At 74.7% G+C, this 24,177-nt stretch carries 19 protein-coding genes; 13 read left to right on the forward strand and 6 right to left on the reverse strand.

The annotated features are described in order from the left end of the window. Nucleotides 1-179 precede the first annotated feature (179 nt). Nucleotides 180-1,337 carry an acyl-CoA dehydrogenase family protein gene (locus ACGFZP_RS25425; protein WP_392937123.1) on the reverse strand — a complete coding sequence of 386 codons (1,158 nt, stop codon included), beginning with the start codon at nucleotides 1,335-1,337 and terminating at the stop codon, nucleotides 180-182. A 213-nt stretch (nucleotides 1,338-1,550) separates the two neighbouring features. On the opposite strand from ACGFZP_RS25425, the gene ACGFZP_RS25430 reads away from it, so the two are divergent. Then, entirely contained in the window at nucleotides 1,551-2,732 is a 1,182-nt protein-coding gene (locus ACGFZP_RS25430; RefSeq protein ID WP_392937126.1) for a TetR/AcrR family transcriptional regulator, read from the forward strand. 82 nt (nucleotides 2,733-2,814) lie between these two features. Here the strand turns inward: ACGFZP_RS25430 and ACGFZP_RS25435 are convergent, their stop codons facing one another. Next, on the reverse strand, nucleotides 2,815-3,138 hold the full coding sequence (locus tag ACGFZP_RS25435) for a hypothetical protein (RefSeq protein ID WP_392937129.1): 324 nt from the start codon (nucleotides 3,136-3,138) through the stop codon (nucleotides 2,815-2,817). Between the two features lie 343 nt (nucleotides 3,139-3,481). Here ACGFZP_RS25435 and ACGFZP_RS25440 point away from each other — a divergent pair, with 343 nt between their 5' ends. The 7 genes from ACGFZP_RS25440 (at nucleotide 3,482) to ACGFZP_RS25470 (ending at nucleotide 14,942) form a co-directional block, all read left to right on the forward strand. Then, the gene (locus tag ACGFZP_RS25440) at nucleotides 3,482-5,425 is read left to right on the forward strand and encodes an ATP-binding protein (protein WP_392937132.1); all 1,944 of its coding nucleotides are present in this window, start codon (nucleotides 3,482-3,484) and stop codon (nucleotides 5,423-5,425) included. 101 nt (nucleotides 5,426-5,526) lie between these two features. Further along, entirely contained in the window at nucleotides 5,527-7,884 is a 2,358-nt protein-coding gene (locus ACGFZP_RS25445) for a hypothetical protein (RefSeq protein ID WP_392937135.1), read from the forward strand. A gap of 223 nt (nucleotides 7,885-8,107) precedes the next feature. Beyond that, the gene (locus ACGFZP_RS25450; RefSeq protein ID WP_392937137.1) at nucleotides 8,108-8,758 is read left to right on the forward strand and encodes a DedA family protein; all 651 of its coding nucleotides are present in this window, start codon (nucleotides 8,108-8,110) and stop codon (nucleotides 8,756-8,758) included. 129 nt (nucleotides 8,759-8,887) lie between these two features. Beyond that, nucleotides 8,888-10,741, forward strand: coding sequence for a threonine/serine exporter ThrE family protein (locus tag ACGFZP_RS25455; protein WP_392937140.1), 1,854 nt, complete (start codon nucleotides 8,888-8,890; stop codon nucleotides 10,739-10,741). A 111-nt stretch (nucleotides 10,742-10,852) separates the two neighbouring features. Then, the gene (locus tag ACGFZP_RS25460; RefSeq protein ID WP_392937142.1) at nucleotides 10,853-11,944 is read left to right on the forward strand and encodes a hypothetical protein; all 1,092 of its coding nucleotides are present in this window, start codon (nucleotides 10,853-10,855) and stop codon (nucleotides 11,942-11,944) included. Nucleotides 11,945-12,160: 216 nt separating this feature from the next. Then, entirely contained in the window at nucleotides 12,161-13,552 is a 1,392-nt protein-coding gene (locus ACGFZP_RS25465) for a C40 family peptidase (RefSeq protein ID WP_392937145.1), read from the forward strand. A gap of 85 nt (nucleotides 13,553-13,637) precedes the next feature. Beyond that, on the forward strand, nucleotides 13,638-14,942 hold the full coding sequence (locus ACGFZP_RS25470) for a GNAT family N-acetyltransferase (protein ID WP_392937148.1): 1,305 nt from the start codon (nucleotides 13,638-13,640) through the stop codon (nucleotides 14,940-14,942). A gap of 93 nt (nucleotides 14,943-15,035) precedes the next feature. Here ACGFZP_RS25470 and ACGFZP_RS25475 read toward each other — a convergent pair whose 3' ends face one another. Then, a complete protein-coding gene (locus ACGFZP_RS25475; RefSeq protein WP_392937620.1) occupies nucleotides 15,036-15,839 on the reverse strand; it encodes a TetR family transcriptional regulator in 804 nt (267 codons plus the stop codon). 192 nt (nucleotides 15,840-16,031) lie between these two features. Here ACGFZP_RS25475 and ACGFZP_RS25480 point away from each other — a divergent pair, with 192 nt between their 5' ends. After that, on the forward strand, nucleotides 16,032-16,583 hold the full coding sequence (locus ACGFZP_RS25480; RefSeq protein WP_392937150.1) for a GNAT family N-acetyltransferase: 552 nt from the start codon (nucleotides 16,032-16,034) through the stop codon (nucleotides 16,581-16,583). Here the strand turns inward: ACGFZP_RS25480 and ACGFZP_RS25485 are convergent. Together ACGFZP_RS25485 and ACGFZP_RS25490 are read right to left on the reverse strand one after the other, a co-directional pair. Continuing rightward, nucleotides 16,568-17,053 (reverse strand): macro domain-containing protein, encoded by a 486-nt coding sequence (locus tag ACGFZP_RS25485; RefSeq protein WP_392937153.1) that lies wholly within the window; start codon nucleotides 17,051-17,053, stop codon nucleotides 16,568-16,570. The genes ACGFZP_RS25480 and ACGFZP_RS25485 overlap by 16 nt on opposite strands. Nucleotides 17,054-17,062: 9 nt before the next feature. Next, on the reverse strand, nucleotides 17,063-18,367 hold the full coding sequence (locus ACGFZP_RS25490; protein ID WP_392937155.1) for an MFS transporter: 1,305 nt from the start codon (nucleotides 18,365-18,367) through the stop codon (nucleotides 17,063-17,065). A 110-nt stretch (nucleotides 18,368-18,477) separates the two neighbouring features. Here ACGFZP_RS25490 and ACGFZP_RS25495 point away from each other — a divergent pair, with 110 nt between their 5' ends. Beyond that, nucleotides 18,478-19,443 carry a LysR family transcriptional regulator gene (locus ACGFZP_RS25495; protein ID WP_392937157.1) on the forward strand — a complete coding sequence of 322 codons (966 nt, stop codon included), beginning with the start codon at nucleotides 18,478-18,480 and terminating at the stop codon, nucleotides 19,441-19,443. A 125-nt stretch (nucleotides 19,444-19,568) separates the two neighbouring features. On the opposite strand, the gene ACGFZP_RS25500 is transcribed toward ACGFZP_RS25495, so the two are convergent. After that, nucleotides 19,569-20,177: a YceI family protein gene (locus ACGFZP_RS25500; protein WP_392937160.1), complete on the reverse strand. Its 609-nt coding sequence runs from the start codon at nucleotides 20,175-20,177 to the stop codon at nucleotides 19,569-19,571. A 246-nt stretch (nucleotides 20,178-20,423) separates the two neighbouring features. On the opposite strand from ACGFZP_RS25500, the gene ACGFZP_RS25505 reads away from it, so the two are divergent. The 3 genes from ACGFZP_RS25505 to ACGFZP_RS25515 all read left to right on the forward strand — a co-directional run bounded on the left by ACGFZP_RS25505 (nucleotide 20,424) and on the right by ACGFZP_RS25515 (nucleotide 24,163). Beyond that, a complete protein-coding gene (locus tag ACGFZP_RS25505) occupies nucleotides 20,424-23,666 on the forward strand; it encodes an SNF2-related protein (protein WP_392937163.1) in 3,243 nt (1,080 codons plus the stop codon). Further along, a complete protein-coding gene (locus tag ACGFZP_RS25510) occupies nucleotides 23,663-23,890 on the forward strand; it encodes a hypothetical protein (protein ID WP_392937166.1) in 228 nt (75 codons plus the stop codon). The genes ACGFZP_RS25505 and ACGFZP_RS25510 overlap by 4 nt, the downstream gene beginning before the upstream one ends. A gap of 90 nt (nucleotides 23,891-23,980) precedes the next feature. Then, nucleotides 23,981-24,163, forward strand: coding sequence for a hypothetical protein (locus tag ACGFZP_RS25515; protein ID WP_392937167.1), 183 nt, complete (start codon nucleotides 23,981-23,983; stop codon nucleotides 24,161-24,163). Nucleotides 24,164-24,177 lie beyond the last annotated feature (14 nt).

Here is a 24,177-nt window from a genome sequence, read left to right on the forward strand (position 1 = left end):
CGGCGGGCGCCGGGGGGGGCGGGGGCCCCCCCCCCGGGGGGCGGGGGGGGGGCGGGGGGGGGGGGGGGGGGGGGGGGGGGGGGGGGGGGGGGCCCCCCCCCGCGACCCCGTCATCCCGGGCCCGGCTGTCACCCGGTCGGGCCAAGCCCTCGCCAGCTACTGCCGACGAATCAAGGACTCTAGAGCCCGAGCGACTTGGCGATGATGCTGCGCATGACCTCGCTCGTCCCGCCGTAGATCCGGAACACCCGGTTGTCGGTGTAGAGCCGGGCGATCGGGTACTCCAGGATGTACCCGTAACCGCCGTGCAGCTGAAGGCACTTGTCGATCAGCGTCGAGGCGGACTCGGTGCAGAACAGCTTCGCCGCCGCCGCGTCCGCGACCGTCAGCTCGCCGTGCTGGTACAGCTCCAGCGCGCGGTCCACCATCGACTGCTGGGCCATCACCTGGGCCTCGCAGTCGGCCAGCGTGAACTTGGTGTTCTGGAACTCCGCCACCGCCTTGCCGAAGACCTTGCGGTCCTTGACGTACTGGACGGCGAACCGCACCGCCGCCGCGGAGGCCGCGTAGGCGCCGACCGCGATCGCCAGCCGCTCCTGAACCAGGTTGTGGGTCAGGTACGAGAAGGCCCTGCCCTCCTCGCCGAGCAGGTTCTCCACCGGCACCTTGACGTCGCTGAAGGCCAGCTCGGCGGTGTCCGAGGTGCGCAGGCCGATCTTCTGCAGCTTGCGGCCGACCGTGTAGCCCTCGGACGCGGTGTCCACGCAGAGGATGGACAGGCCCGCCCGGCGGTTCTCCGGGTCGTACGGCGCGGTGCGGCAGACCACCAGGACGAGGTCGGCCAGCACGCCGCCGGTGATGAAGGTCTTCGCGCCGTTGAGGATGTAGTGGGTGCCGTCCTCGGAGAGCCGGGCGGTGGTGGTGATGCCGGCCAGGTCGGAGCCGGCGCCCGGCTCGGTCATCGCGATGGCGGTCATGATGTCGCCGGAGACGAAGCCCGGCAGCCAGCGCCGCTTCTGCTCCTCGTCGGCGTACTCCAGCAGGTACGGCAGCACCAGGCCGGTGTGGACGCCGGAGGATCCGAAGCTGACGCCCGCCCGGGCGACCTCCTCGGCGATGACCGCCTGGTACTTGAAGCCGCTCTCACCCGCGCCGCCGTACTCCTCCGGCACCTCGATGCCGTAGACGCCCAGTTCGCCGAGCTTGCGGTAGAAGTCGCGCGGCGGGTGGCCCTCGGCCTCCCAGCTCTCGTAGACGGGGACGACCTCGCGTGCGACGAAGTCCCGGATGGTCTCCCGGAAGGCCTCGTGGTCCTCGGTGAACACGGTGCGGCGCACGACGGCGCTCCCTTCGGTGGTGCCAGGTGATCGCCCCACAAGTTAATCTCCGGTAGCTTCGCCTGTCCAGGGTCGCCACCCGGGTTTCGACGGCGGCTGCGACCGGGGTTTCCACGCGGCCTCTGCCGGTGTCCGGCCCGGCCCCCGAGCCCCTCAAGTGAATGCTTGCTAGCCTACGGGCGGCATCGCACCAAAGGGTGGAGGAGGAGCGTCATGGTGGTCCGGCGACCGCCCGCGTCCTCCCGGCGGGCGCAGATCCTCGCCGTCGCCGCCGACCGGTTCCACCGCAGCGGCTACCACCAGGTCTCCATGACCGAGGTCGCCGCCGGGGTCGGCATCACCGCGCCGGCCCTCTACCGGCACTTCCGGGGCAAGCCCGAACTGCTCGACCGCGCCGTCCGGGTGGGGCTGGACGCGCTCGGGGAGGGGCTGCGCGCGGCCGGGGACACCGCCGGGGCCGGCGCGGCGCTGGCCGCCGTCGCGGTCGGGCACCGGCCGCTCGGCACCCTGGTGCAGCGGGACGCCCGGCTGCTGCCGCCCGCCCGACGGGCCGCGCTGCGCCGTGAACTGCGGGCGGACGTCGCGGTGCTGGCCGCCCTGCTGCGCGCCGAGCGGCCCGCGCTGGCCGCCGCGGACGCCGAACTGCTGGGCTGGTCGGCGCTCTCGGTCTGTTCGGGGCTGTCCTACCAGTCGGCGGCGCCGCCGCCGCGCCGGGCCGAGCGGCTGCTGCGCGAGCTGGTGGCGGCGGTGTTCGCGGTGCCGCTCGACACCGCCCTGGCCGACCCGGCGGCCGATCCCGATTCCGGTCCGGCCGTGCCGTCCGCAGCGGAGCCGAGGCCGCAGTCGCGCCGGGAGGAACTGCTGGCGGCGGCCGTCCGGCTGTTCCACGAGCGCGGCTTCGACAACGTCAGCACCGACCGGCTCGGCGCCGCGGTCGGCATCTCCGGGCCCAGCGTGTACCGGCACTTCGACAGCAAGGCGCAACTACTGGCCGCCTCACTGGTCCGCAGCCGGGAGCGGCTCTGGCACGAGGTCGGGGGCGCCATCGCCACCGCGGACGGGCCGCAGCGGGCGCTGGCGGCGGGCCTGGCCGCGTACGTCGGATTCGCCCGGCGCAACAGCGACTACCTGGGCGCGATGCTCAGCGAGACCGAGCGGCTGGCCCCGCCGGACCGCCGGGCCGCGGTCGACTTCCGCCGGGACTTCCTGCGGACCTGGGTCGGGCTGCTCTGCGCCGTCCGCCCGGAGTACGACGGCGCGGAGGCCCGGATCCGGGTGCACGCGCTGTTTGCCCTGGTCAACGACGGGGTGCGGAACCGGCCCGGCAGCGAGCGGCCGGACCTCGGCGACTGCTTGCAGCGCCTGGGCCGGGCCGTCCTCGGAGTGGACGGATAGCCGCGGCCGGGTGCCCGCCCCGCGCTGGTGGGGCGGGCACCCGGGCCTGGAACGGTTGCGCCGTGGGGAGCGCGGGCGCGGCCTAGTAGAGGACGTGCGGGTAGTACACCTTGGCCGCGAGGTTGCCGTTGCCCTGCAGGGCCCCGACGTTTCCGGAGTTCCCGGCGACGGCCACGCCGTTGTTCTGGTTGGACGCACCGGAGCCGGTGGCGGTCTGCTGGGTGTTGACCACGTTGCCGGTGACGTTGCCGATGATGTTGTTGGAGCCGGTGTTGCTCACCACGCTGCTGTTGGAGTGGTGGTCGGCGCCGGCGCCGTTGTCGGCGTGCGCGGTGGCGGCACCGACGCCGACGAGGAGGAACGCCCCGAGGGCGGTGACGGCGGCGGCTGCGCGAATACGGGACACGCTGGTCTCCCTGGTGGTGGAGTGCGAAAAGTGGCGTCTCCGGAGTGGCCGCCCCGAAGCGCCGTTGCCTGACGTCGCACGCCCAGCATTCACCAGCACCGTGGGCGAACTCCACCGAATGGGTGGCAATTCGCCCGATGGTGTCATCAAGAAGGCATTTCCGGAGAACGGCCGCACCCCGGCGCGGGTTTCGCCATAGTGCCCAAGTTCCCTCGTACGGCGGCCTGTTCGGTCCGCCGAACGGGCCCCTCGACAAGGCCCAGCTGTCAACGCGGTGTTGACCGGTCCTCTGTCGTCAGAAAGAAATGGTCGCAGGATAGTCGCACTGGCACACTGGGGACCCATGTCTGAAGGCCTCCCGCTCGACCCCGTGCCCGCCGAGGATCTGCGTACGACCGAGGTCGATCTCGGCGGACTGGTGAACGTCCTCGCCACCCACCTCTACTCCACCCCGCTGGTCGCCCTGCGCGAACTCGTCCAGAACGCCCACGACTCGCACACCCGGCGGCTGCTGGAGGATCCGGACGGCGACCACCGGCCGCTGATCCGGGTCCGCGGCGACGCCGACCGGCGCACCGTCGCCATCGAGGACACCGGCGCCGGTCTGACCGAGCCGGAGATCCACTCCTACCTGGCCACCGTCGGCACCGGCTACACCCGGATGCTGCGCGAACTCACCGGCAACCAGGAGCTGATCGGCGCCTTCGGGCTCGGCTTCCTCTCCGCCTTCTCGGTCGCCGACGAGGTCGTCGTCACCACCACCTCGCACCGCGAGCCGGCCCTCGGCCACCGCTACCGCAGCCGCGGCGGCGAGCAGTACAGCGTTGAACCGGTGCCCGCCCGGCCCGTCCCCGGCACCGTGGTCGAGCTGTCGCTGAAAGCCGAACACGCCCACCTCGCCGACGAGCACGCGCTGCGCGAGGTGCTCGGCCGGTACTGCGTGCTGCTGCCGATCCCGGTCTACGTCGGCGACGACGACCAGCCCGTCAACGCCGTCCCGGTGCCCTGGCGACAGCAGACCGCGGGGGACCTGCACGCGGCCCGGATGCGGTTCGCCTCCGCCTTCGGCCGGCGCTTCGAACCGCTCACCGCCTTCCCGGTCGAGCCGGTCGAGGGCGGCACCGACGCGATCGGCCTGCTCTGGGTCCAGGACGGCGGCACCTACGGCAGCAGCGACAACCGCGACCTCGCCGTCTACCTGCGCGGCATGCTGCTCTCCGAGGACGGCCGCGACCTGCTGCCCAGCTGGGCCGGGTTCATCGGCGGCGTGGTCGAGTCCAGCCGGCTCACCCCCACCGCCAGCCGCGAGGACCTCCAGCGCGACGACCACTACCGGGCCCTCCAGCAGACCCTCACCGACGCCATCGTCGACGGCCTCTACGAGACCGCCCGCCTGCACCCCGCCGCCTGGCGCCGCATCCTCGCCCGGCACGGCCAGGACCTGCTCGGCGCCGCGCTCTGCGACGACCGGCTCTTCACCCTGCTCGCCGACGACGTCCCCGTCCCCACCTCCCAGGGCGACCTGACCGCCGGGGCGCTGCGGGCGGCCGGCGGGGGAGCGGTGCACGTCGCGCTCGGCGGCGGCGGCGGCTTCGAGGAGATGCTCTACCGGGCCATGCAGGTGCCGATCGCCCGCGGCGACCGCTACGCCGTCCTGCCGTTCCTGCGCCGCTACGCCGGGCTGCGCGACTGCCGGATCGTCGAACTCGGCAGCGAGAGCGGCAACCGCGAGCTGTTCCGCGACCCGGAGCGCCCGCTGCCCGCGGAGGAGGCCGGGTGGCTGGCCGGCGCCCTCGCCGAACCGGGCGAGCAGCTCGTCCCGGCCCGGTTCGACCCGCCCGGCCTGCCGCTGGTGCTGGTGCCGGACCGCGAGGCCGAGCTCAAGGCCCGGATCGAGGACGACCAGGCGGACGCCCGGATCCCGTCCGCCGCGCTGCGCCTGGCCCGGGCGTTCACCGCCCGCACCGACGGCGAGGTGAAGGCCCGGCTGTACCTCAACCTCGCCTGCCCCGCCGTCCAGGACCTGCTGACCGCCTACCGCGCCGGGCACACCGGCAGCGCCACCGCCGCCGGGCTGCTCCGCTCGCTCAAGGTGATCATGGCGGCGGCCTCGGCGGGTTCGGCCGGCGGAGACCTCACGGCGGCCCTGGCCGGCATCGGCACGGCGGTCTCGGCGCTGACCGCGGCCGTTCCCGAGGGCCTGCCCGGCGTCCCGGACAGCCTGGACGGCCTGGGCGGTCCCGGTGGTCCCGAGGAGCGCTCCGACGGGCGCACCGGGGGGTTCTGAACCGTGCCCCCGCAGGCCGGGCCGCCGGACGGACCGTCGGAGGCCGGCATCACACTGTCCATCAGCACGACGCACAACCCGCAGGGGGAGACGGAACCGGTATGAGCACCGACATCTGGGCCTGGGTGCACGACACCCACCAGCAGCTGGCCGAGGCCGGCCACCGGCGGCTGGCCGACGCCATCTACGAGCTCCCCGGCCACGCCAACGAGGGGCGCAACGACCAGCTCGACGCCGTCTTCCCGGAGGCCGTCGCCGCCGCCCGGGCACTCGGCCTGCCCTGGGTCGAGGTCTACCTGCGGCACTGGCGGATGCAGAACCTGCTGAACAAGCGCCACCAGGGCGAGCAGGCCCTGCCCGAGGCGGTCGACCTGCTGGAGTTCGCGCACCGCGAGGAGACCGCGGGCTGCCCGCAGTCCGTCTGCGTGGTGCAGGACTTCGCGATCTGCCACGCCCGGGTCGACGGCCCCGGCTACGTGGCCGAGCGGATCGCCGTGCTCAGCGAGACGCTGGAGCGGATCGAGCCCGCCCGGGCCTGCTTCGACTGCCTCTCCCGGGAGTACTCCGACGCCCTGGAGGACGACGGCCGCCCGGCCGAGGCGCTCAGCCACCTCGACACCGCCGCCGCCCGGATCCAGGCGGCCGGCGAGCGGCTCTCGCTGCACTTCCACCACGCCCGGGCCGGCACCCTCCACCTGCTCGACCGGCACGAGGAGGTGCTGGCCCTGCTCGACACCGCCGAGCAGGCCGAGCGCGCCCGGGACCGCGAGATCGACGAGAGCGACCGGCGCTGGGGCGCCCTGCTGCGGGCCCGCGCGCTCGCCTCGCTGGGCCGCACCGAGGAGGCCCTCGCCCTGCTGCCCCCGCTGGAGCAGGCCGAGCGCCACGCGGACCTGCGGGCGGGGTGGACGAAGACGGTCGAGCTGCTGGTCGCCGCTGGTGCCTGGGAGAACGACGCCGAGCTCGGGGCGGCCCTGGCCGGCTGGGTCGGCTACCTCGACGCCACCGGCTCGCACCGCCCCTGCGTCGACCTGCTGCTGGCCGCCGGGCGGCTGGCCCTGGCCCGCGGCGCCCGGACGGTCGCGCTCACCCTGGCCGCCACCGGCGAGCGCAAGCTCGGCCGGCTGCGGCGCACCGAGGGCGTCGCCGAGCAGGTCGCCGAGCTGCGGGCGGCCGCCGAGGCCCTCGCGGTGCCCGCGCTGCCGGTGCCCCCCGCCGAGCTGGCGGCCCACCTCGCCGAGACGGACGCGCCCTACGAGAGCGCCGCCGACCTGCTCTCCGCCGCCCTGGAGCAGTACCGGGGCGAGCCCGCCGGCGCCACCGGGCTGGCGCTCAGCCTGGCCGCGGTGCTGGGCGGCCTCGGCCACGCCCGGGCCGCCGCCGACCTGCTCTGGGAGCGGCTCGACACCGATCCGGCGAGCGAGGAGCTGACCGGGATGCTCGGCGCGATGCTGATCGAGGCGAAGGACGACGAGGGCGTCCGCCGCCTCGCCGACCGGCTCGCCCTGACCAGCCCGGCCGACGGGCACTGGGTGCGGGCGCGCTGGGCCGCCGCCGAGGGGCGCTGGGCCGAGGCGGTGGAGCAGTGCGAGGCGATCCTGGCCGCGCACCCGGACCGGATCAACACCCGTCGGCTGGCCGCCACCGCGGCGACCGAGCTGGGCGACCACGTGACCGTGCAGCGGCTGTACCAGGAGATCCTGGAGCACGCGCTGCCCGCCGAGGGCACCCCGGAGCACGAGCGGCACCGCACCGTCCGGGAGCCGGACCTCTGGCACCTGATCACCGCGGCCACCGCCAACCGGGACTGGGCCGTCGTCCGCTCCACCGGCGCCCTGATCGGCATCGAGTTCGACGAGCCCGAGGGCCCGGTGGACGAGGAGTGGCAGCTGGTCACCGTCCGGGCCACCCGGACCAACGGCGCCACCGCGGACCTGCCGGCCGTCCGGACCGGCCCGGCGACCGCCCGGATCCTGCCGGTGCTCGGTGACGACCTGACGCTCAACCACGGCGACGTGGTGGTCTTCGGCCCGGCCCTGCTGGAGGAGCCGCCGGCCGAGGACGCCCCGGAGGAGGAGAAGCGGCGCTGGCGTCCGGTGTTCGGGCTGCTGACCCTGCTCGACCCGGCCGGCTGCACCACCTACTGGATCGACGGCGGCTGGCCGGGCGACCAGGCCTGGGGCGTGCTGCGCGAGGAGCTGCAGCAGGCCGGCTACGCGGTGTGGGCGTACAGCGGGGAGCAGTACAGCATCACCGACCCGGCGGAGAAGGACGGCATGCTGCCCGGCATCTACGCCGCCCTCGCCGTACCGCCGACCGCGCAGGCCGCCGAGGCGGACGCGCTGCTGCACCGGCTCACCGCGGCCTGGCCGCACCCGCTCGCCTGGCTCGACCTGGCCAGGGCCGCGGGTGCGGACACCGCCCGGCACGAGGGGATCATCGAGCGCTACGGCCTCTGAGGTCCGGTCACCTCGCTCCACACCGTCCACGGCCCCGGCGGGCCGGCCTCCCGGGCCCCGCCGGGGCCGTGGTGCACCCTGCCCCGGTCTGCGCTGCCGCCCCTCCGCTGTCCGCGTCCCCGCCGCCGGCCGGGGTCGCTCCGGTCTCCTGCTTTAGATCCTCTTGGTGAATGCTTTACTGTTTCATTGCCAAGAGTCGACCCCCCTCAGGAGCGTCCACCCCGTGACCAGCCTCGCCCTCGGCCCGTCCTGGCTCGATCCGACCCACCTGATCTCCACCTTCGGGCCGCTCGGCATCCTGGCCATCGTCTTCGCCGAGTCCGGCCTGTTGATCGGCTTCTTCCTCCCCGGGGACTCGCTGCTCTTCACCACCGGCCTGCTGGTGGCCGACGGCAGCTACCTCCACCAGCCGCTCTGGCTGATCTGCGCACTGATCGTGGCCGCCGCCGTGGCCGGGGACCAGGTCGGCTACCTCTTCGGCCGCAAGGTCGGCCCAGGCCTGTTCCGCCGCCCCGACTCCCGGCTGTTCAAACAGGAGAACGTGGAGAAGGCGGCCGCGTTCTTCGACCGGCACGGCCCCAAGGCCATCGTGCTGGCCCGCTTCGTGCCGATCGTGCGGACCTTCACCCCGATCGTCGCAGGGGTGAGCGGGATGAACTACCGGACCTTTGTCCTCTTCAACCTCATCGGCGGGGTGCTCTGGGGCGCCGGCGTCACCGTGCTCGGCTACTTCCTGGGTCAGATCCCCGTCGTCCGTGACAACATCGAGGCGATCCTGGTCGGCATCGTGCTGGTCTCGGTGATCCCGGTGGCCGTCGAACTCCTCCGGGCCCGCCGGGCGGGCGCCTCCACCGCGCGCCACCGCGCCGGGTAGGCACCCACGGGCGCGGCCGCCCGCCGCCGCGTACATGTGCGTCCGGCTGTTCGATCAGGCAAGGTGTAACCGGAGATCGAACGGCGGCCCGGGAAACCCGGTGCCACCAAGGGGCGGCGAGGAGCGGAAGTGCCTAAGCGGGGCCGACCGGGCGGGGGCAAGCGGGCCAGGGGCGGCAGAGCGGCTCGGCAGGCCCGCCGGACCGGGCCGCAGACACCTCCGGCACAGCCGGTCCACCCCTCCGACGCGCCGCCCACCGAGGGGCTGCTCGGGCACCCGGCCCCGTCCGCCGAACCCGCCACCGTGATCCCGCTCGTCCCGCCGGTCCCACCGACCAGGGGCCTGCTGGCCCCCGAGTCCACCGCGCTCCCCGAGTCCACCACGCTCCCCGAGCCCGTCGAGCCCGTCGAGCCGGTGCCGGGGCCCGGCCCGGAGGCGCCCGCGCGCCGCCAGCGCTCGGTCGCCGAGGACACCCTCACCCCCGAGGAGTGGCGCGCCGCCGGCTACACCCCGCCCACCGGGATCGCCGTCCCCACCCTCCAGGTCGGCGCCCCCGGCGAGGCCCCCTGGCCGGACCGGATGCGCACCCTGCTGCGCACCCCGATGTCCGAGCGCCCGGCCTTCGAGCGGACCGCCCGCGAGCTGCACCCCTCCGCCTCCGCCGCCCGCAACGTCCCGCGCATCCTCGACCTGACGCTGCGCATCGGCGAACTGCTGCTCGCCAGCGGGGAGGCCGCCGAGGACGTCGAGGCGGCCATGCTCGGCATCGCGCACGCCTACCGGCTGGACCGCTGCGAACCGCAGGTCACCTTCACCCTGATCGGCATCTCCCACCAGCCCTCGCTGGTCGAGCCGCCGATCACCGCGGACCGCGTGGTGCGCCGCCGCACCTCCGACTACACCCGCCTTACCGCCGTCTACGAGCTGGTCGCCGACATCACCGCGGAGCAGGTCTCCGTCAACGACGCGTACCGCCGCCTCGCCGCGATCCGCCGCAACCGGCACCCCTACCCGGCCTGGGTGCTCTCGCTGAACACCGGGCTGCTGGCCGGTGCGGCGACCTTCCTGGTCGGCGGGCGGATGGACGACAAGGCCTGGCTGGTCTTCGCCAGCGCCTTCACCGCCGCCGTCCTGGGCGACCGGCTGGCGTCCTCGATCGCCCGCCGCGGGCTGCCGGAGTTCTACCAGTTCGTGCTCGCCGCGATGCCCGCGGCGGCCTCCGGCATCATCCTGTCCTTCAACGACTGGGGCCTGCGCGGCTCCGTCGTGATCACCGGTGGACTGTTCGCCCTGCTCCCCGGGCGCGCCCTGGTGGCCGCCGTCCAGGACGGCCTGACCGGCTTCTACATCACCGCCGCCGCCCGGCTGCTCGAAGTGATCTACCTGGTCGCGGGCATCGTGATCGGCGTGATGCTGATCCTCTACCTCGGCGTCGGCTTCGAGGCCAGGCTCAGACCGGACGAGAGCCTGGTCGGCGTCAACTACCCGCCGGTCCAGATGGTCGCCGCGCTGGTCCTGACCCTCGCCTTCGCGATGCTGCTGCAGACCGACCGCCGCGCACTCGCGATGGTCACCCTGAACAGCGGCATCGGCTGGTCCAGCTACGGCGTGCTGGTCTACAACGCGGGCGTCTCCCCGATCGTCGCGACCGGCGTGGCGGCCGGCCTGGTCGGCCTCTTCGGGCAGCTGATGGCCCGTTACCGCTACGCCTCGGCGCTGCCCTACGTGACGGCGGCGATCGGGCCGCTGATGCCGGGTTCGGCGCTCTACCTCGGGATGCTCTCCTTCGCCCAGGGCCACGCCAGCGGCGGCCTGGTCCAGATCAGCCGCGCGGCGGCGATCGCGATGGCGCTGGCGATCGGCGTCAACCTCGGTGGCGAGGTCGCCCGGCTCTTCATGAAGCTCCCCGGTGGCGGCGGCGAACGGCCGCTGCTCGCCCCGGCCGTCCCCAGACGGGCGGCCAAGCGCACCCGGGGCTTCTGACCGGGCGTTGGAACAGGCACGGAGCCACGCGGACCGGTGGTTGGGCGGCTGTTGTCCCCCGGTCCATGTCGCGGCAGGCAGCACGCAGTACCAGGAACGAAGGTAAGACCCATGACCACACTGCTGGACGGCTACCGCGAGCACATCCTCGCCTCGCACAAACAACCGCTGTTCCTGCTGCTGGTCGGCTTCATCACCTCCTTCGTGTTCATCCGGTTCAGCGTGCGGATGATCAGGGCCAAGGTGCGCTGGTGGCCCGGCAACGTCACCCCCGGCGGGCTGCACATCCACCACATGGTGTTCGGCCTGGGCTTCCTGCTGGCGGGCGGCATCGGGGTGTTCGCGACCTACGGCGGGCACCCGTGGATCGACCTGTTCGGGCTGCTCTTCGGCATCGGCTGCGGCCTGGTCCTGGACGAGTTCGCGCTGATCCTGCACCTGGACGACGTCTACTGGGGCGAGCAGGGCCGCAAGTCGGTGGACGCGGTGATCTTCGGCATCCTGTTCACCGCGCTACTGCTCGTGGGGTACGTGCCGCTCGGCGCGGAGCCCAGCCAGGACACCAGGTGGGGGCTGGTCTCGGTGATCTCGGCGAACGCGCTGGCCATGGTCGTCACCCTGCTCAAGGGCAAGCTGTGGACCGGGCTGCTCGGGATCATGGTCCCCGGCATCTCCTGGATCGGTGCGATCCGGCTCGCCCGCCCGAACAGCCCCTGGGCGCGCTGGCGGTACGCGACCCGCCCGCGCCGCCGGGCCCGGGCGCTCCGGCGCGAGCGCCGCCTGCACCGGCGTGCGGACATCGCCCGTACCTGGCTTTTCGACCTGATCGCCGGCGCCCCCGACAAGGTCTCGGCCAACCACCCCGCCGCCCACCGGGTCGCCGAGCGGATGGCCGCCCGGGCCAGCGCCCACCTCGACGCGCACGCCGCCCGGGCGCTGGCCCGGCGCTCGGCCAGGCTCGCCGACCGCCGCTCGGCGGCCTCCTCGCCCGGCGGCGCGCCAACCGCCGGCGGGTACGCCCGGACACCGTCCGGCTACGCACCCGCCGGGCGCGAGCCGGGCCGTCGGCACGGGGCGCAGGAGCGCCGCCGGACGGTCCGGGCCGGCCGCAGCCGTACGTACGCGGTGCGCCCGACGGGCCTGGAGCGCCGACCGGACCGGCACCCCCGGCTGCGGCCGCGCACGCCCAGGATCCACCGGTAGTTCGTATACCCTTTCCGCCTGGCCGAAGGTGAGATGCAGTCGGATCATCCGATGGATCACTCGGTCGGCGGTGCGGGGTTGGTGTGTGAAAAGCGCCGGGCTTGAGAGCATTGCGGCGAGTGACTGAATTGTCACGTGATGCGATGTTTCCGCCGGATCGTCAGGCCTGGCCGCCCCCACGGCGGTACGGTGCCGGGCGCATGAGAAGGGTGTCCCGTGGCCCGCAGGATCCTGCCGACCCTCCTGTCGTCCCTCGCCTTGTCCCTCACCGCCCTGCTCGGGCTGCTCCCCGTCGCCGCCGCCTCCCCGGTGTCCCCGGTGTCCCCGGGCCTCCCGGCCTCCCCGGTGGACGCCCCGGCTCCGGGTGGACCGGGCGCCGCGGACGAGGCCTATCCCTCGACCGAGGACATCGACCGCTCCCGGACCGAGGCCGACCGGCGGGCCGCCGCGGTCACCGCCATCGAGGCCGGGCTCGTCGCCGCCAGGGCGGAACTCGACCGGGACGGCCGGGCCGCCGAGCAGGCCGTCGAGGCGTACAACGGCGCCCGGCTCGCGCTCGACCGGGCCCGCACCGAGGAGTCCGCCGCCGCCACCCGGGCCGCCGCGGCCGAGGCCGAGCGGGCCGAGGCCGCCGAGGGAGCCGCCCAACTGGCCGCCGAAACGTACCGTCAGGGCACCACCGCCGAACTCTCCGCCATCAACGCCCTGCTCGGCGCACACGGTCCGCGCGAGGCCGGCGACCAGGCCGCCGTGGTCGGCGTCGCCAGCGACCGGACCCGCCAGATCCTGGACGCGGCCACCTCCACGGCCGCCGCCGCCACCAGGGCCTCCGCCGCCGCCCGGCAGGCCTCCGAGACCGCCGCGCGGGCCGCCACCGAGGTCGGCGCCGCCAGACAGCGCGCCGAGCAGCGGCTCGCCGCCCAGCAGACCCAGGTCGTCGCCGTCGGCCGGCGCCGCGAACAGCTGCTCGTCGACCTCGCCGCCGCCCGCAACACCACCGTCGAGTTGGAGCGCCGGCGCCAGGAGGCCCTGGAGGCGATCGCGGCCAGGGAGGCGGAGGAGGCCGCGCGGGCCGCCGCGGAGAAGGCCGCCGCCGAGCGGGAGGCTGCGGAGAAGGCCGCTGCGGAGGCCGCCGAGAAGGCTGCCGCGGAGGCCGCGGCGACCGCCGCCGCTGCCGCCGTGGCCGCGGAGAAGCCGGCCAAGGGCGCGGCCGCGCCGCCGCCCGCCGCCCGCCCGTGGTCGGCGGAGGGCGCCGCCGCGGCCGTCGCCTTCGCCCGCTCCAGGATCGGCCTGCCCTACGTCTGGGGTGGCGAGGGCCCGGGCGGCTACGACTGCTCCGGGCTGACCATGATGGCCTGGCGGCAGGCCGGCCGGCAGCTCAACCACTTCGCCGCCGACCAGTACGCCCAGAGCACCCCGATCGGCTACCGCCAGCTCCGCCCCGGCGACCTGGTCTTCTGGTCCGGCACCGGCCGGGCCGCCGACATCCACCACGTCGGCCTCTACATCGGCGAGGACCAGATGATCGAGGCCCCCCGCCCCGGCATGCCCGTCAAGCAGGCCAGCCTCTGGATCATGGGCACCCCGGACTTCTACGCCCGCCCGTAGCCCGGGGCCCGCCTGTGATCCTGCCCGGCAGCGGTGCCGGAATAAATGGGATGCCGTCCCCGGGGCCCGGTCGTACGGTGGGCCGATGGGCAACGATGTACACGGCGCGACCCGTGATCCGGGGAGCGGCCGACCGGAAGAGGCCGCCGGCGGGGTCGAGATCCGCGCGATCGCCGAGGACGAGATCGCCGCGTGGGACAGGGCGCTGGCCCTAGGGTTCCTCCGCTCCCACGTGGACAGCGCCGCCGACTACCGGCGGCTCCAGTGGCAGCCCGGCCGCCTGCTCGCCGCGCTGGACGGCGGCCGCCACGTCGCCACCTACCGCAGCTTCGACACCGAGCTGACCGTCCCCGGAGGGGCCACCGTCCAGGCGGACGCCGTCACCTCCGTCACCGTCAGCGCCACCCACCGGCGGCGCGGCCTGCTCAGCCGGATGATCACCCGGGACCTCGCGGCCGCCCGCGAGCGCGGCCTGCCGGTCGCCATCCTGATCGCCGCCGAGTACAACATCTACGGCCGGTTCGGCTTCGGCCCGGCCACCCGTGGCCACGGCTGGGACGTCGACCTGCAGCGTGCCCGCGGCCTGCGCGCCGGCCTGCCCACCGTGCCCGGCGGGCGGGTCGACTTCGCCACCATGGAGGAGATGCGCAAGCTGGGCCCCGAGCTGCACGACCGCTGGCGGCTCACCCAGCCCGGCGCGATCGCCCGGGACGAGGTCTGGTGGAAGCGCCAGACCGGCGAGATCCAGGTGCCCGGCTTCGAGTTCAAGGAGCCGTTCGCGGCCGTCCACCGGGACGCCGAGGGCAACGTCACCGGCTACGCGGCCTACCGGGTGGACGACGCCTGGGACGGCAGCTACCCCAACTGCACCCTGACCGTCGTCGACTTCCTCGCCCTCGACCGGGCCACCGCCGCGGAGCTGTGGCGCTTCGTCCTCTCCGTCGACTGGGTGCGCAAGGTCGTCATCGAGAACATCGGCCCGGACGACCCGCTGCCGCTGCTGCTGGGAGACCCGCGCGCGGCCACCCCGTACGTGGAGAACGCCGACTTCATGTGGCTGCGGGTCCTCGACGTCGAGGCGGCCTTCGCCGCCCGGACGTACGGCGCCCCCGGCCGGATCGTGCTCGACGTCGCGGACCGCGACGGCTACGCCGCCGGCCGCTGGGCCATCGAGGTCGCAGCCGACGGCACCGGCCGGGTCACCCGCACCGCGGACGACGCCGACCTCGCCCTGGACGCCGCCGCCCTCGGCTCGCTCTACCTGGGCGGCGAGACCGCGCCCAGGCTGGCTGCCGCCGGTCTGGTCACCGAGCTCCGCCCGGGCGCCGCCGCGGCCGCCGACCTGCTGCTGCGCACCCCGCTGCTCGCCTGGAACCCGGACAGCTTCTGACCGGCGCCCTACTGCGCAGGCCCCCGACGGCACCCGCCGCCGCCCCGACCGGGACGGTGGCGGGTGCCGTCGCGCCTCTTGACGGCGGTCCTCCTACTTGACGGCGGTCTTCCCGATGGTGGGCAGGATGAAGTCCTGGATGAGGCCCTTGGCGTCGCGGACGATCGGCCGGAACACCCGGTAGCGGGAGAGGTTGATGACCCGGGCGACCATCGGGGTCGAGCGGTGGATGTACTCGCGGGTGCGCTCGGTGTCCGGGGTGCGGTCGAAGACCCAGTAGAGGACGACGACCATCAGGTTGAGCCAGAGCAGGTCGGGCAGCAGCTCGGCCAGTTCGGCGTCCAGTTTGGGGGCGAGGTCGGAGCCTGTCAGCACCTCGCGGAACAGCTCGACCGCGGTGGCCCGGGCCGGGTGGGACTCGTTGGAGAACGGGCTCAGCGAACTGGTCGGGTCGGCCGCGGTGCGGAAGAACTGGGCGGCGAACTCGTGGTACGGCGCCGCGCAGTCGACCCAGGAGGCCACCGCGATCTCCAGGCGCTCGGTGAAGTCCTTGGTGCCGGCCATCCGGCGCCGGGCGTCGGCGGCGTGCTCGTAGGTCATCCGGTCGTAGAACCCCTGGATGAGGAATTCCTTCGACGAGAAGTAGTAGTAGGCGTTGCCGACCGAGACGCCCGCCTCGGCGGCGATGGCGCGCATGGTCGTCTTCTCGTAGCCGCGTTCCTGGAACAGCCGCATGGCCGTCTCCAGGATCAGCGCGCGGGTCTGCTCGCTCTTGTCGGTCTTCGGCTGGGCGCGGCTGCCGCGCGGCTCGGCGGGCGGTGCCGCCGTCGGCGTACCGTCCGCCCCCTCCGGGCTGTCCGTGCCGCCGATGCCGTTCGTTCCGTTCGTCGCTGCCAGATCGTCCACGGCCACGAGCCTAGCCGGATCGCTCAGCTCCAACCGGTGTCGGTGCGAACGGCACCGGATGCCCCCTCCGCATCCGGTACCGCCGCCCCGCCCCCGACTATTTCGAACACGTTCAAAAGCATGGGGTGACTCTAGAGGTAGGACTTGAACATGTTCAAGTCCGAGGTGTGGGAGGCTCGTCACATGAACGCCACCATTCGTCGGGGTACCGCGCAGGACGCCGCGGCCGTCGCAGAGCTGCACGCCCGCAGCTGGCGCACGGCCTACACCGGGATCGTCCCCGAGGCGGCACTCGGTGACGGGCTCACCGGCGAGCGGCACGAGGTCTGGGCGCTGCGGCTCTCCGTCGACTACGGCGAGCCGGCCAACACCCCCGAACTCCTGATCGCCGAGGAGGCCGGGAGCGCCGTGGGCTTCGCGTACGTCGTCCCGCAGCCGGACGGGCGCGTCCTGCTCGACAACCTGCACATCCGGCCGGGCCGTACCGGTGGCGGCATCGGCCGCGCACTGCTGTCCGCGGCCGGCGGGCACGTCGCGCGGCAGCACCCCGGGGCCGACCTCTATCTGGAGGTGCTGTGCGGGAACACCCGCGCCGTGGCCTTCTACGAGCGCGAGGGCGGGCGCCGCACCGCCGAGCAGCAGGGCGTCTTCCCGGGCGGGTACGTGCTGCCCGAGTACGAGTACACCTGGCCGGCCGAGGCGCTTCGCGTGATGGCGGGTCAGTCGGTGTCGTAGACCGTCACCGGCACCCCCCGGTCCACCAGGCGCGCCGTCACCAGCGGCTCGACCAGGTCCCAGCGCCCGCCGGCCAGGCCGCAGCCGATCCGGGGCAGGTGAACGGAGGCGCCGAGCGAGAGCGCCTGCCCGCCAAGCCGCTCCAGGGCGGCGTCGATCGCCTCGTACCGGACGGGCGCGCCCGTCGAACGGCCGGTCCGGATGCCGCGCTGGCCGACCATGTTCGCCACCCAGGTGAGCCGCTCGACCTGCACCAGCTGGACGGCGCCCAGTCGGAAGTCGTTCCCCGCACGCTCCCGGTGCCAGAGTCGGTACGCCGCCTCCGGTTCCGGCCAGCGTTTCGACAGGGCCAGGACGAACCCCTTGCCCCAGCCGCCGAGGTCGTTGCAGACGTGCGCGATCACCTTCACGCCCTTCCCCTGGGGCGCGGTGGCATCGCCCCGCAGATACCGGATGGTCGCCGTCTCCATGCCCGCACGCTAGCGGGCGGCACCGACAGTGCGCTCACGGCTTTCCGGCGTCCCGACCGTTCCCGCCGATCCCGTTGCCGCCGCGGTGCCGGTCACGGTGCCGCCCGCGGTGCGGTCGCGCGGTCCCCGCAGGTGGCGGCGGCCGGCGAGGGCGATCAGCAGGGCGAGCGCGGCGGCGCCGGCCGGCAGCCAGTAGCCGGTGCCCGGGGCGGCGTGCTCGGCGACCGTCCCGCCGAGCGCCGCGCCGGCCGAGATGCCGACCACGATGCCGGACACCGCGACGGCCATCCCCTCGTTCAGCTGCCGCTGCGGCAGCAGCTCCTGCACCAGCGTCATCCCGGTGACCATGGTCGGCGCGGTGCCCGACCCGGCCACGAACAGCACCGCCCCGAGCATGCCGAGACCGGCACCGCCCAGTCCCGCCGCCAGCGGCAGGAGCAGCAGTCCGGCCATCGCCGCGACCCCCAGCAGGAAGCGGGTACCCGCCGCCCGGCGCGGCCGCAGCAGCCCGAAGACCAGCCCCGCCACACAGGAGCCGCCCGCCACCAGGCCCAGCAGCACGCCCGCCAGCGGCTTCTGGCCGAGCGCGTCGGCGTACGCGAGGGTGGTGACCTCCAGCGAGCCGAAGAGCACGCCGGTGGCCAGGAAGGTCAGCAGCATGACCCGCAGCCCGGGCACCCGCAGCGGCGAGCCGTGCCGCTCCCTGGCGGTGGCCGCGGTGAGCGGCGGCTCGGTCCGCCGCTGGGCGGCGAACAGCAGCGCGCCCGCGGTGCCGAGCACGCCCGCCGTGATCAGCCCGGCCTCCGGCGCCACCGTGGTGCAGAGCAGCAGCGCCAGCACCGGCCCGGCCATGAAGCACAGCTCGTCCAGTGCCTGTTCGAGGGAGTTGGCCAGGTGCCGGGCCGCCGGGTCCGCCCGGTACAGGTGCGCCCAGCGGGACCGGGCCATGCCGCCGAGGTTCGGCGTGCCCGCGCACGCCGCCCAGCACGCGTACAGCGTCCAGTCCGGCGCGCCGAGCCGGACGCAGAGCAGCAGCCCGGTGAGCGGCAAGGCGTTGTACAGGACGGCCGGTACGGTCACCCGCGCCTGCCCGTACCGGTCCACCAGCCGTCCGACCAGCGGCAGTCCGATCGCCCCGGTGGCCAGCCCGGCCGCCGCGACGGTGCCCGCCAGCGCGTACGAGCCGCGCCGCTCGCTGATCAGCACGACCAGGGAGACGCCGGTCATCGACAGCGGGAGGCGGCCGAGCAGCCCGGCGAGGGTGAAGGCGGCGGTGCCGGGCAGGGCGAACAGCCGGCGGTACGAGACGGGCATGGGACTCCGAAGGAGAAGGGGGTGGATGTCCCCAGCGTCGCGGAGCCGCCCGTCGACGGTCCAACACCTGTTTCGCCGCACTCACAACATCATGTTGTTAATCTGCCGCCATGTCCCGTGACCTGCACCCCCGTCTGCTGCGCGGCTTCGTCGCGACCGCCGAGACCCTCCACTTCGGCCGGGCCGCCGAGCGGCTGCACATCGCCCAGCAGGCGCTCAGCCGGGACATCCGCTCACTGGAGGGCCTGTTCGGCGACGCGCTGTTCGCCCGGAGCACCCGCAGCGTCGAACTCACCCCGGCCGGGCTGCGGTTGCTGCCCAAGGCCCGCAGGCTGCTGGACCTGCACGACGAACTGGTCACGGACGCCGCGCAACGCCCGCTGCTGCTCGACCTGAACAGCGACGTCACCGGACCGGACCTGACCTCCGCCCGGATCCTCGAACAGGCCCGCACCGCCTGGCCGCAGGGCGAGATCCTGGCCCGGTTCCACGGCGGGCTCGCGGCGGCGGCCGGCGAGCTGCTGGCCCACCGGCTGGACGTCTCGTTCGGCCGCTTCGCCGGGCTGGCGGCCGGGCAGCGCGCCCAACTCCACCAGACCCCGGTGCGGTTGGAGCGGATCTCGGTGATGATGGCGGCCGGCCACCCGCTCGCCGGCCGGGCGGTGCTGCGCCTCGCGGAGCTGGCGGACCACCCGGTGGACGTCTGCGCCGGCAATCCGGCCACCACCGAGTGGGCCGAGCTGGGCGGCAGACTGCTGCGCGAGCACGGGCTGACCCCGGCCGCGCCGTACGTGCCGCCGGTCGGGGTCGACGAGACGGCCCGCTACCTCACCCGGCACGGCGATCCGATGCTGACCACCACCGGCGGACCGCTGATCCCCGGTGTGGTGAACGTGCCGCTGGTCGACCCGGTGCCGCTCAGCCTGGTCAGCCTGGTGTGCCGCCCGCAGCTGCGCCACCCCGGGCTGACGGCGCTGGCCGAGGCGGCGGCGGGGCTCGGCGCGGGCGAGGGCTGGCTGCGCCGCCCGGCGGGCAGCTGGCTGCCGGACGCGGACGCGGCGCTGCTGACGGTCTGACGATTTTCCCGCGGATTCGGGGATTGCCGGGCCCCCGGCGGTTGTTGTGGCCGGGGACGACCTCGCCCCTGCCGCTCGGGGGTCGGCAGGGGCGAGGCGTTCTCGGTGCGGCGGCGGAGGCCGGGTCAGGCGGCCTTGACGGCGGAGATGTCGAAGCTGAGCTTGACCTTCTCGCCGATCAGGACGCCGCCGGTCTCCAGGGCGGCGTTGTACGTCAGGCCCCAGTCGGTGCGGTCCAGGACGGCCGAGCCCTCGAAGCCGACCCGCTCGGCGCCGTACGCGTCGGTGGCGCTGCCGGTGTAGTCCAGGTCCAGGACGACCTGGCGGGTGGTGCCCTTGATGGTCAGGTCGCCGGTCATCCGGTACGAGTCGCCGCGCAGCCGCTCGGCGGAGGTGGAGCGGAAGCGGATCTCGGGGTGGGTCTCGGCGGCGAAGAAGTCGCCGGTGCGCAGGTGCTCGTCGCGCTGGGCCTGGTTGGTGTCGATGCTCGCGACCTTGATGACCAGCTCGGCGCTGGAGTCGGCCGGCGTCGTCCCGTTCAGGTGCAGCTTGCCGTCGTACTCGGTGAAGCGGCCCTTGACGTTTGTGACCATCGCGTGGCGCACCGAGAAGCCGACCTCGCTGTGGGTGGTGTCGATGGTCCAGTCACCGGTGAGGTGGCCCAGCTCCGGCCCGGCGGGGGCCTCGGCGACGGCGACGGCGGTGGTGGTCTTGGTGCGGTTGAAGATGCCCATGGCTCCTCCTCGGGTCGGAAGCCGTTTGTTTAGGCTTCAACTTGTTGGCTCCACCATAGACCCGTTTCGTTCAAAGTTCAACCATGCGTGCCGAGAGTCCGCTGAACACCCCGGCAGCCACCCTGACGGCCCTCGTCGGCGGGGCTCCGGCCGCGGGCTCCCCGCTTCGGTCAGGCCGGGGGTGGCGCGACTTCCTGTCCGCATCGGCCCCGCCGTGGCCGGATACCCTTCGAAGGTCCGTACCGCGTGACCACCGGAGGCCCGCCGATGTTCGTCCTGCACGCGCTCTGGCGGGCGGACGGGCGGCTGGCGCTCTGGGCCGAGGACGCCCGGGCCTACGAGTCCGCGCACGAGCCGGCCGACCGGCCCGCCCCCCGGGCCCACGGCTACGCCCTCCCGGCCGGTGACCTGGCCACCCTGCTGGGCGGTATCGGCCCCGGCCTGGGCTGGCTGGCCGGGCAGGCCCCCGAGCGGTGGTCCACCCTGCTGCTGCCCACCGCCGGCGGGCGGCCCGCGCCCTCCCCCGACCTGCCGGTCACGCCCCTGCGCGGGGCCGCCACCCTGCAGCCGTGGCGGGTGCCTGCGCTGCTGTTCGACGCAGGTGCGGCGGCCCAGCTGCTCGGGGAGGTGTTCGACCCGCACTGGGCCGTCACCAGCGCCGAACTCCCCGGCGCCGGCCGGGTCGAGGTCACCTACGGCCCCTCGCTGCGCTGGCTCACCGGCGTGCACGACCTCGCCTGGCGGACGGTCGGCCGGGGCCGGGTGCTGCCGGTGGCGGTGCTGGAGGACGGCGCCCCGCACGCCCGCTGGCAACCGGACCCGGGCCCGGCCGAGCGCCGTGAGGCCGCCGCCCTGGCGGCGGGCTGCCCGCCGGTCGGCCGGGGCGAGTGGCCGGTCGGCGGCGCGTCCGGGCGCGATCCGGAGGAGCTGCTGGCGGCGGTCCTGACCGCCCTGGTCGACGCCGAGGCGCGGGCCGCCCTCGCCGACGGGCCCCCGGCGCCGCTGCGCCCGTCCGGCGGTGCCCGCGTGGGCGCCGCTGAACGCTGGCTCGCAGCCCTGTCCGCGCCGGACGGCCGGCTCGCCCCCGCGCCGGAGCCCGCGTCTGCCCCCATGTCCGACCCCGCCCCGGAGCCCGGCCGCTCCGGCGCCCCCGGCGACGGTGCGGACGACTTCGCCGAGCTGCAGCGCCGGCTCGCCACCTGGTACGCCGCCGCCGAGCCCACGGAGCCCCGACTGCGGCTCTGCTTCCGGCTGTTGGAGCCGCTCGGCCCCGGCCCGGACGACCCCGAAGGGCGTCCCTCCGACGACCACTGGCAGGTCGAGCTCCTGCTCCAGGCCGTCGACGAGCCCTCCCTGCTGGTCCGGGCCGCCGACCTGCACGAGGGCGGCTCCTCGCTGGCCGCCCTCGCCCGGACGGCGGAGGACCCGGCCGGCGTCCTGCTGTCCGAGCTGTCCAGGGCCGCGCACCGCTGGCCCGCCCTGGACCGGCTGCGCCACCGGGCCCGCCCGGCGGCGCTGACCATCGACCGGGCCGGTGCACTCGACTTCCTGCGCACCGCCGCCCCCGTCCTGGCCGAGTCCGGCTTCGGGGTACTGCTGCCCGCCTGGTGGCGCCGCCGCCCCCGGCTCGGGCTCGCCCTGCAGGCCACCGCGCCCCCCGCCCCCGGATCGCTCGCCGTCGCCGCCCAGGTGGACCGGGACGCGGTGGTCGCCTTCCGCTGGCAGGCCGCACTCGGCGACGACGCCGACCCGCTCACCGAGCAGGAGCTCGCCGACCTCGCCGCCGCCAAGCAGGGCCTGGTCCGGGTGCGCGGCAGGTGGATCGAGGCCGACCCCGCGCAGATCGCCGCCGCGCTCGCCTTTCTCGCCCACCGCCGCGACGGCGTGCTGTCCACCGCCGGTCTGCTGCGCACCGCCCTCGACCCCGAGGCCACCGTGGCGGGTCTGCCGGTCACCGCGGTCCGGGCGACCGGTCCGCTCGGCGACCTGCTCGCCGGGCGCGCCGCCGCGGCCCCCGCGACCGTGCTCCCGGCCGACTTCGGCGCCACCCTCCGCCCTTACCAGGAGCGCGGGCTGGCCTGGCTGCGCGGACTCGCCGGACTCCGCCTCGGCGCCGTCCTGGCCGACGACATGGGCCTCGGCAAGACCGTCCAGACCCTGGCCCTGCTCGCCGTGGAACAGGCCGAGGGGGCCGCCGGGCCGACCCTGCTGGTCTGCCCGATGTCCCTGGTCGGCAACTGGCAGCGGGAGGCCGAGCGGTTCGCCCCCGGCCTGCGGCTGTACGTCCACCACGGCTCCGGCCGCCTCGCCGAGGACGAACTGCGCGCCGCCGCCGAGGGGGCGGACCTGGTCGTCACCACCTACGGCCTGGTCCAGCGCGACCTCGCGGCGCTGCGCGCGGTCCGCTGGCGCCGCGTGGTCGCGGACGAGGCGCAGCACATCAAGAACCTCGGCACCGCGCAGTCCCGGGCGATCCGCGCGCTGCCGGTCACCGTGCACCGGATCGCCCTGACCGGCACCCCGGTGGAGAACCGGCTGGCCGAGCTGCACGCCGTCCTGGACTTCGCCAACCCCGGCCTCTTCGGCTCGGCCGAGCGCTTCAAGGAGCGCTACGCGATCCCGGTCGAACTGCACCGCAACCCCGAACTCACCGCCGAACTCCAGCGCCGCACCGGCCCGTTCGTGCTGCGGCGGCTCAAGTCCGATCCGGCGGTGGCGGTCGAGCTGCCCGCCAAGCAGGAGATGACCGTCTGGTGCAACCTCACCGCGGAACAGGCCGGCCTCTACCAGGCCGTGGTGGCCGACCTGTTGCAGCGGGTGCAGGGCATCAAGGGCGTGCAGCGGCGCGGCACCGTGCTGGCGGCCATCGGCAAGCTCAAGCAGGCCTGCAACCACCCGGCCCAACTGCTGCACGACGGTTCGGCGTTGGGTGATCGATCGGGCAAGGTGGCCCGACTGGAGGAGATCCTCGCGCAGGCCCTCGCCGACGGTGACCGGACGCTGGTCTTCACCCAGTACGCGGAGTTCGGCGCGATGCTCCAGCCGCATCTGGCCCGCCGACTCGGGGAGGAGGTGCTCCACCTGCACGGCAGGGTGCCCAGGGCGCGCCGCCAGGAGCTCGTGGACCGCTTCCAGTCCCCGGACGGGCCGCGGGTGTTCCTGCTCTCGCTGCGCGCGGGCGGTACCGGCCTCAACCTCACCGCCGCCAACCAGGTGGTGCACCTCGACCGTTGGTGGAACCCCGCGGTGGAGGAGCAGGCCACCGACCGGGCGTTCCGGATCGGGCAGCGCCGGGACGTCCAGGTCCGCCGGCTGGTCTGCGTCGGCACGATCGAGGAGCGGATCGACGAACTGCTGGCGGGCAAACGCGCGTTGGCCGAGGCGGTGGTGGGGGAGGGGGAGCAGTGGCTGACCGGGCTCTCCGCCGAGGCGCTGCACGAACTGGTCACCCTCTCCCGGGACGCGGTGGCCGAGGAGGAGGAGCTTTGACCGAGCAGCCGGAGCAGTCCGAGCAGGCGGAGCCGGGCGACGACGCCGCGGCCGAGACGGTGACGGTCGCCGACTACTGGCGCGGCGACTTCACCCTGGGGGCCGCCGGGCCGCACGACCCGGAGGAGCCTTCACTGCGACGCCTCGGCCCGTCCGGGATCACCGTGCGCGGCAGCGACCTCGCCGACCTGCTGGCCCCGGCCTACGAGCACTTCCGGGCCTGAGGCCGCACGGGCGCGCCGGGTGGGGCCGGCCGCGCCTTCGGCCGGTCCGGCCGGGCGGTCCCCGGATCCCGGTGCGGTAGCGTCGCCCGGGTGACGGACACCCCCGCCGGACCGGACCTCGCCGCCTTCGGACAGCCCCGCCGCACGCTCGTCTTCGGCGACGGCGGCGGCAGCGTCGTCGGCTCCCGGATGCCCGGCGGCCGGGCGAAGGCCCACGTCCAGGCCACGCTCACCCCCCTCGCCGGGACGGGCGATGCCCCCGGCCGGGCTTGACCCTCGACCTGGTC

It is taken from the genome of Kitasatospora sp. NPDC048239 (assembly GCF_043202015.1).
In the GTDB taxonomy this organism is placed as follows: Bacteria; Actinomycetota; Actinomycetes; order Streptomycetales; family Streptomycetaceae; genus Kitasatospora.

What these genes read in the sequence shown, in the direction of transcription:
- ACGFZP_RS25480 (WP_392937150.1), top strand. Translation starts at nt 16,032, where the DNA reads ATGAACGCCACCATTCGTCGGGGTACCGCGCAGGACGCCGCGGCCGTC.
- ACGFZP_RS25430 (WP_392937126.1), top strand. Translation starts at nt 1,551, where the DNA reads ATGGTGGTCCGGCGACCGCCCGCGTCCTCCCGGCGGGCGCAGATCCTC.
- ACGFZP_RS25495 (WP_392937157.1), top strand. Translation starts at nt 18,478, where the DNA reads ATGTCCCGTGACCTGCACCCCCGTCTGCTGCGCGGCTTCGTCGCGACC.
- ACGFZP_RS25485 (WP_392937153.1), bottom strand. Translation starts at nt 17,053, where the DNA reads ATGGAGACGGCGACCATCCGGTATCTGCGGGGCGATGCCACCGCGCCC.
- ACGFZP_RS25470 (WP_392937148.1), top strand. Translation starts at nt 13,638, where the DNA reads ATGGGCAACGATGTACACGGCGCGACCCGTGATCCGGGGAGCGGCCGA.
- ACGFZP_RS25460 (WP_392937142.1), top strand. Translation starts at nt 10,853, where the DNA reads ATGACCACACTGCTGGACGGCTACCGCGAGCACATCCTCGCCTCGCAC.
- ACGFZP_RS25440 (WP_392937132.1), top strand. Translation starts at nt 3,482, where the DNA reads ATGTCTGAAGGCCTCCCGCTCGACCCCGTGCCCGCCGAGGATCTGCGT.
- ACGFZP_RS25500 (WP_392937160.1), bottom strand. Translation starts at nt 20,177, where the DNA reads ATGGGCATCTTCAACCGCACCAAGACCACCACCGCCGTCGCCGTCGCC.
- ACGFZP_RS25445 (WP_392937135.1), top strand. Translation starts at nt 5,527, where the DNA reads ATGAGCACCGACATCTGGGCCTGGGTGCACGACACCCACCAGCAGCTG.
- ACGFZP_RS25490 (WP_392937155.1), bottom strand. Translation starts at nt 18,367, where the DNA reads ATGCCCGTCTCGTACCGCCGGCTGTTCGCCCTGCCCGGCACCGCCGCC.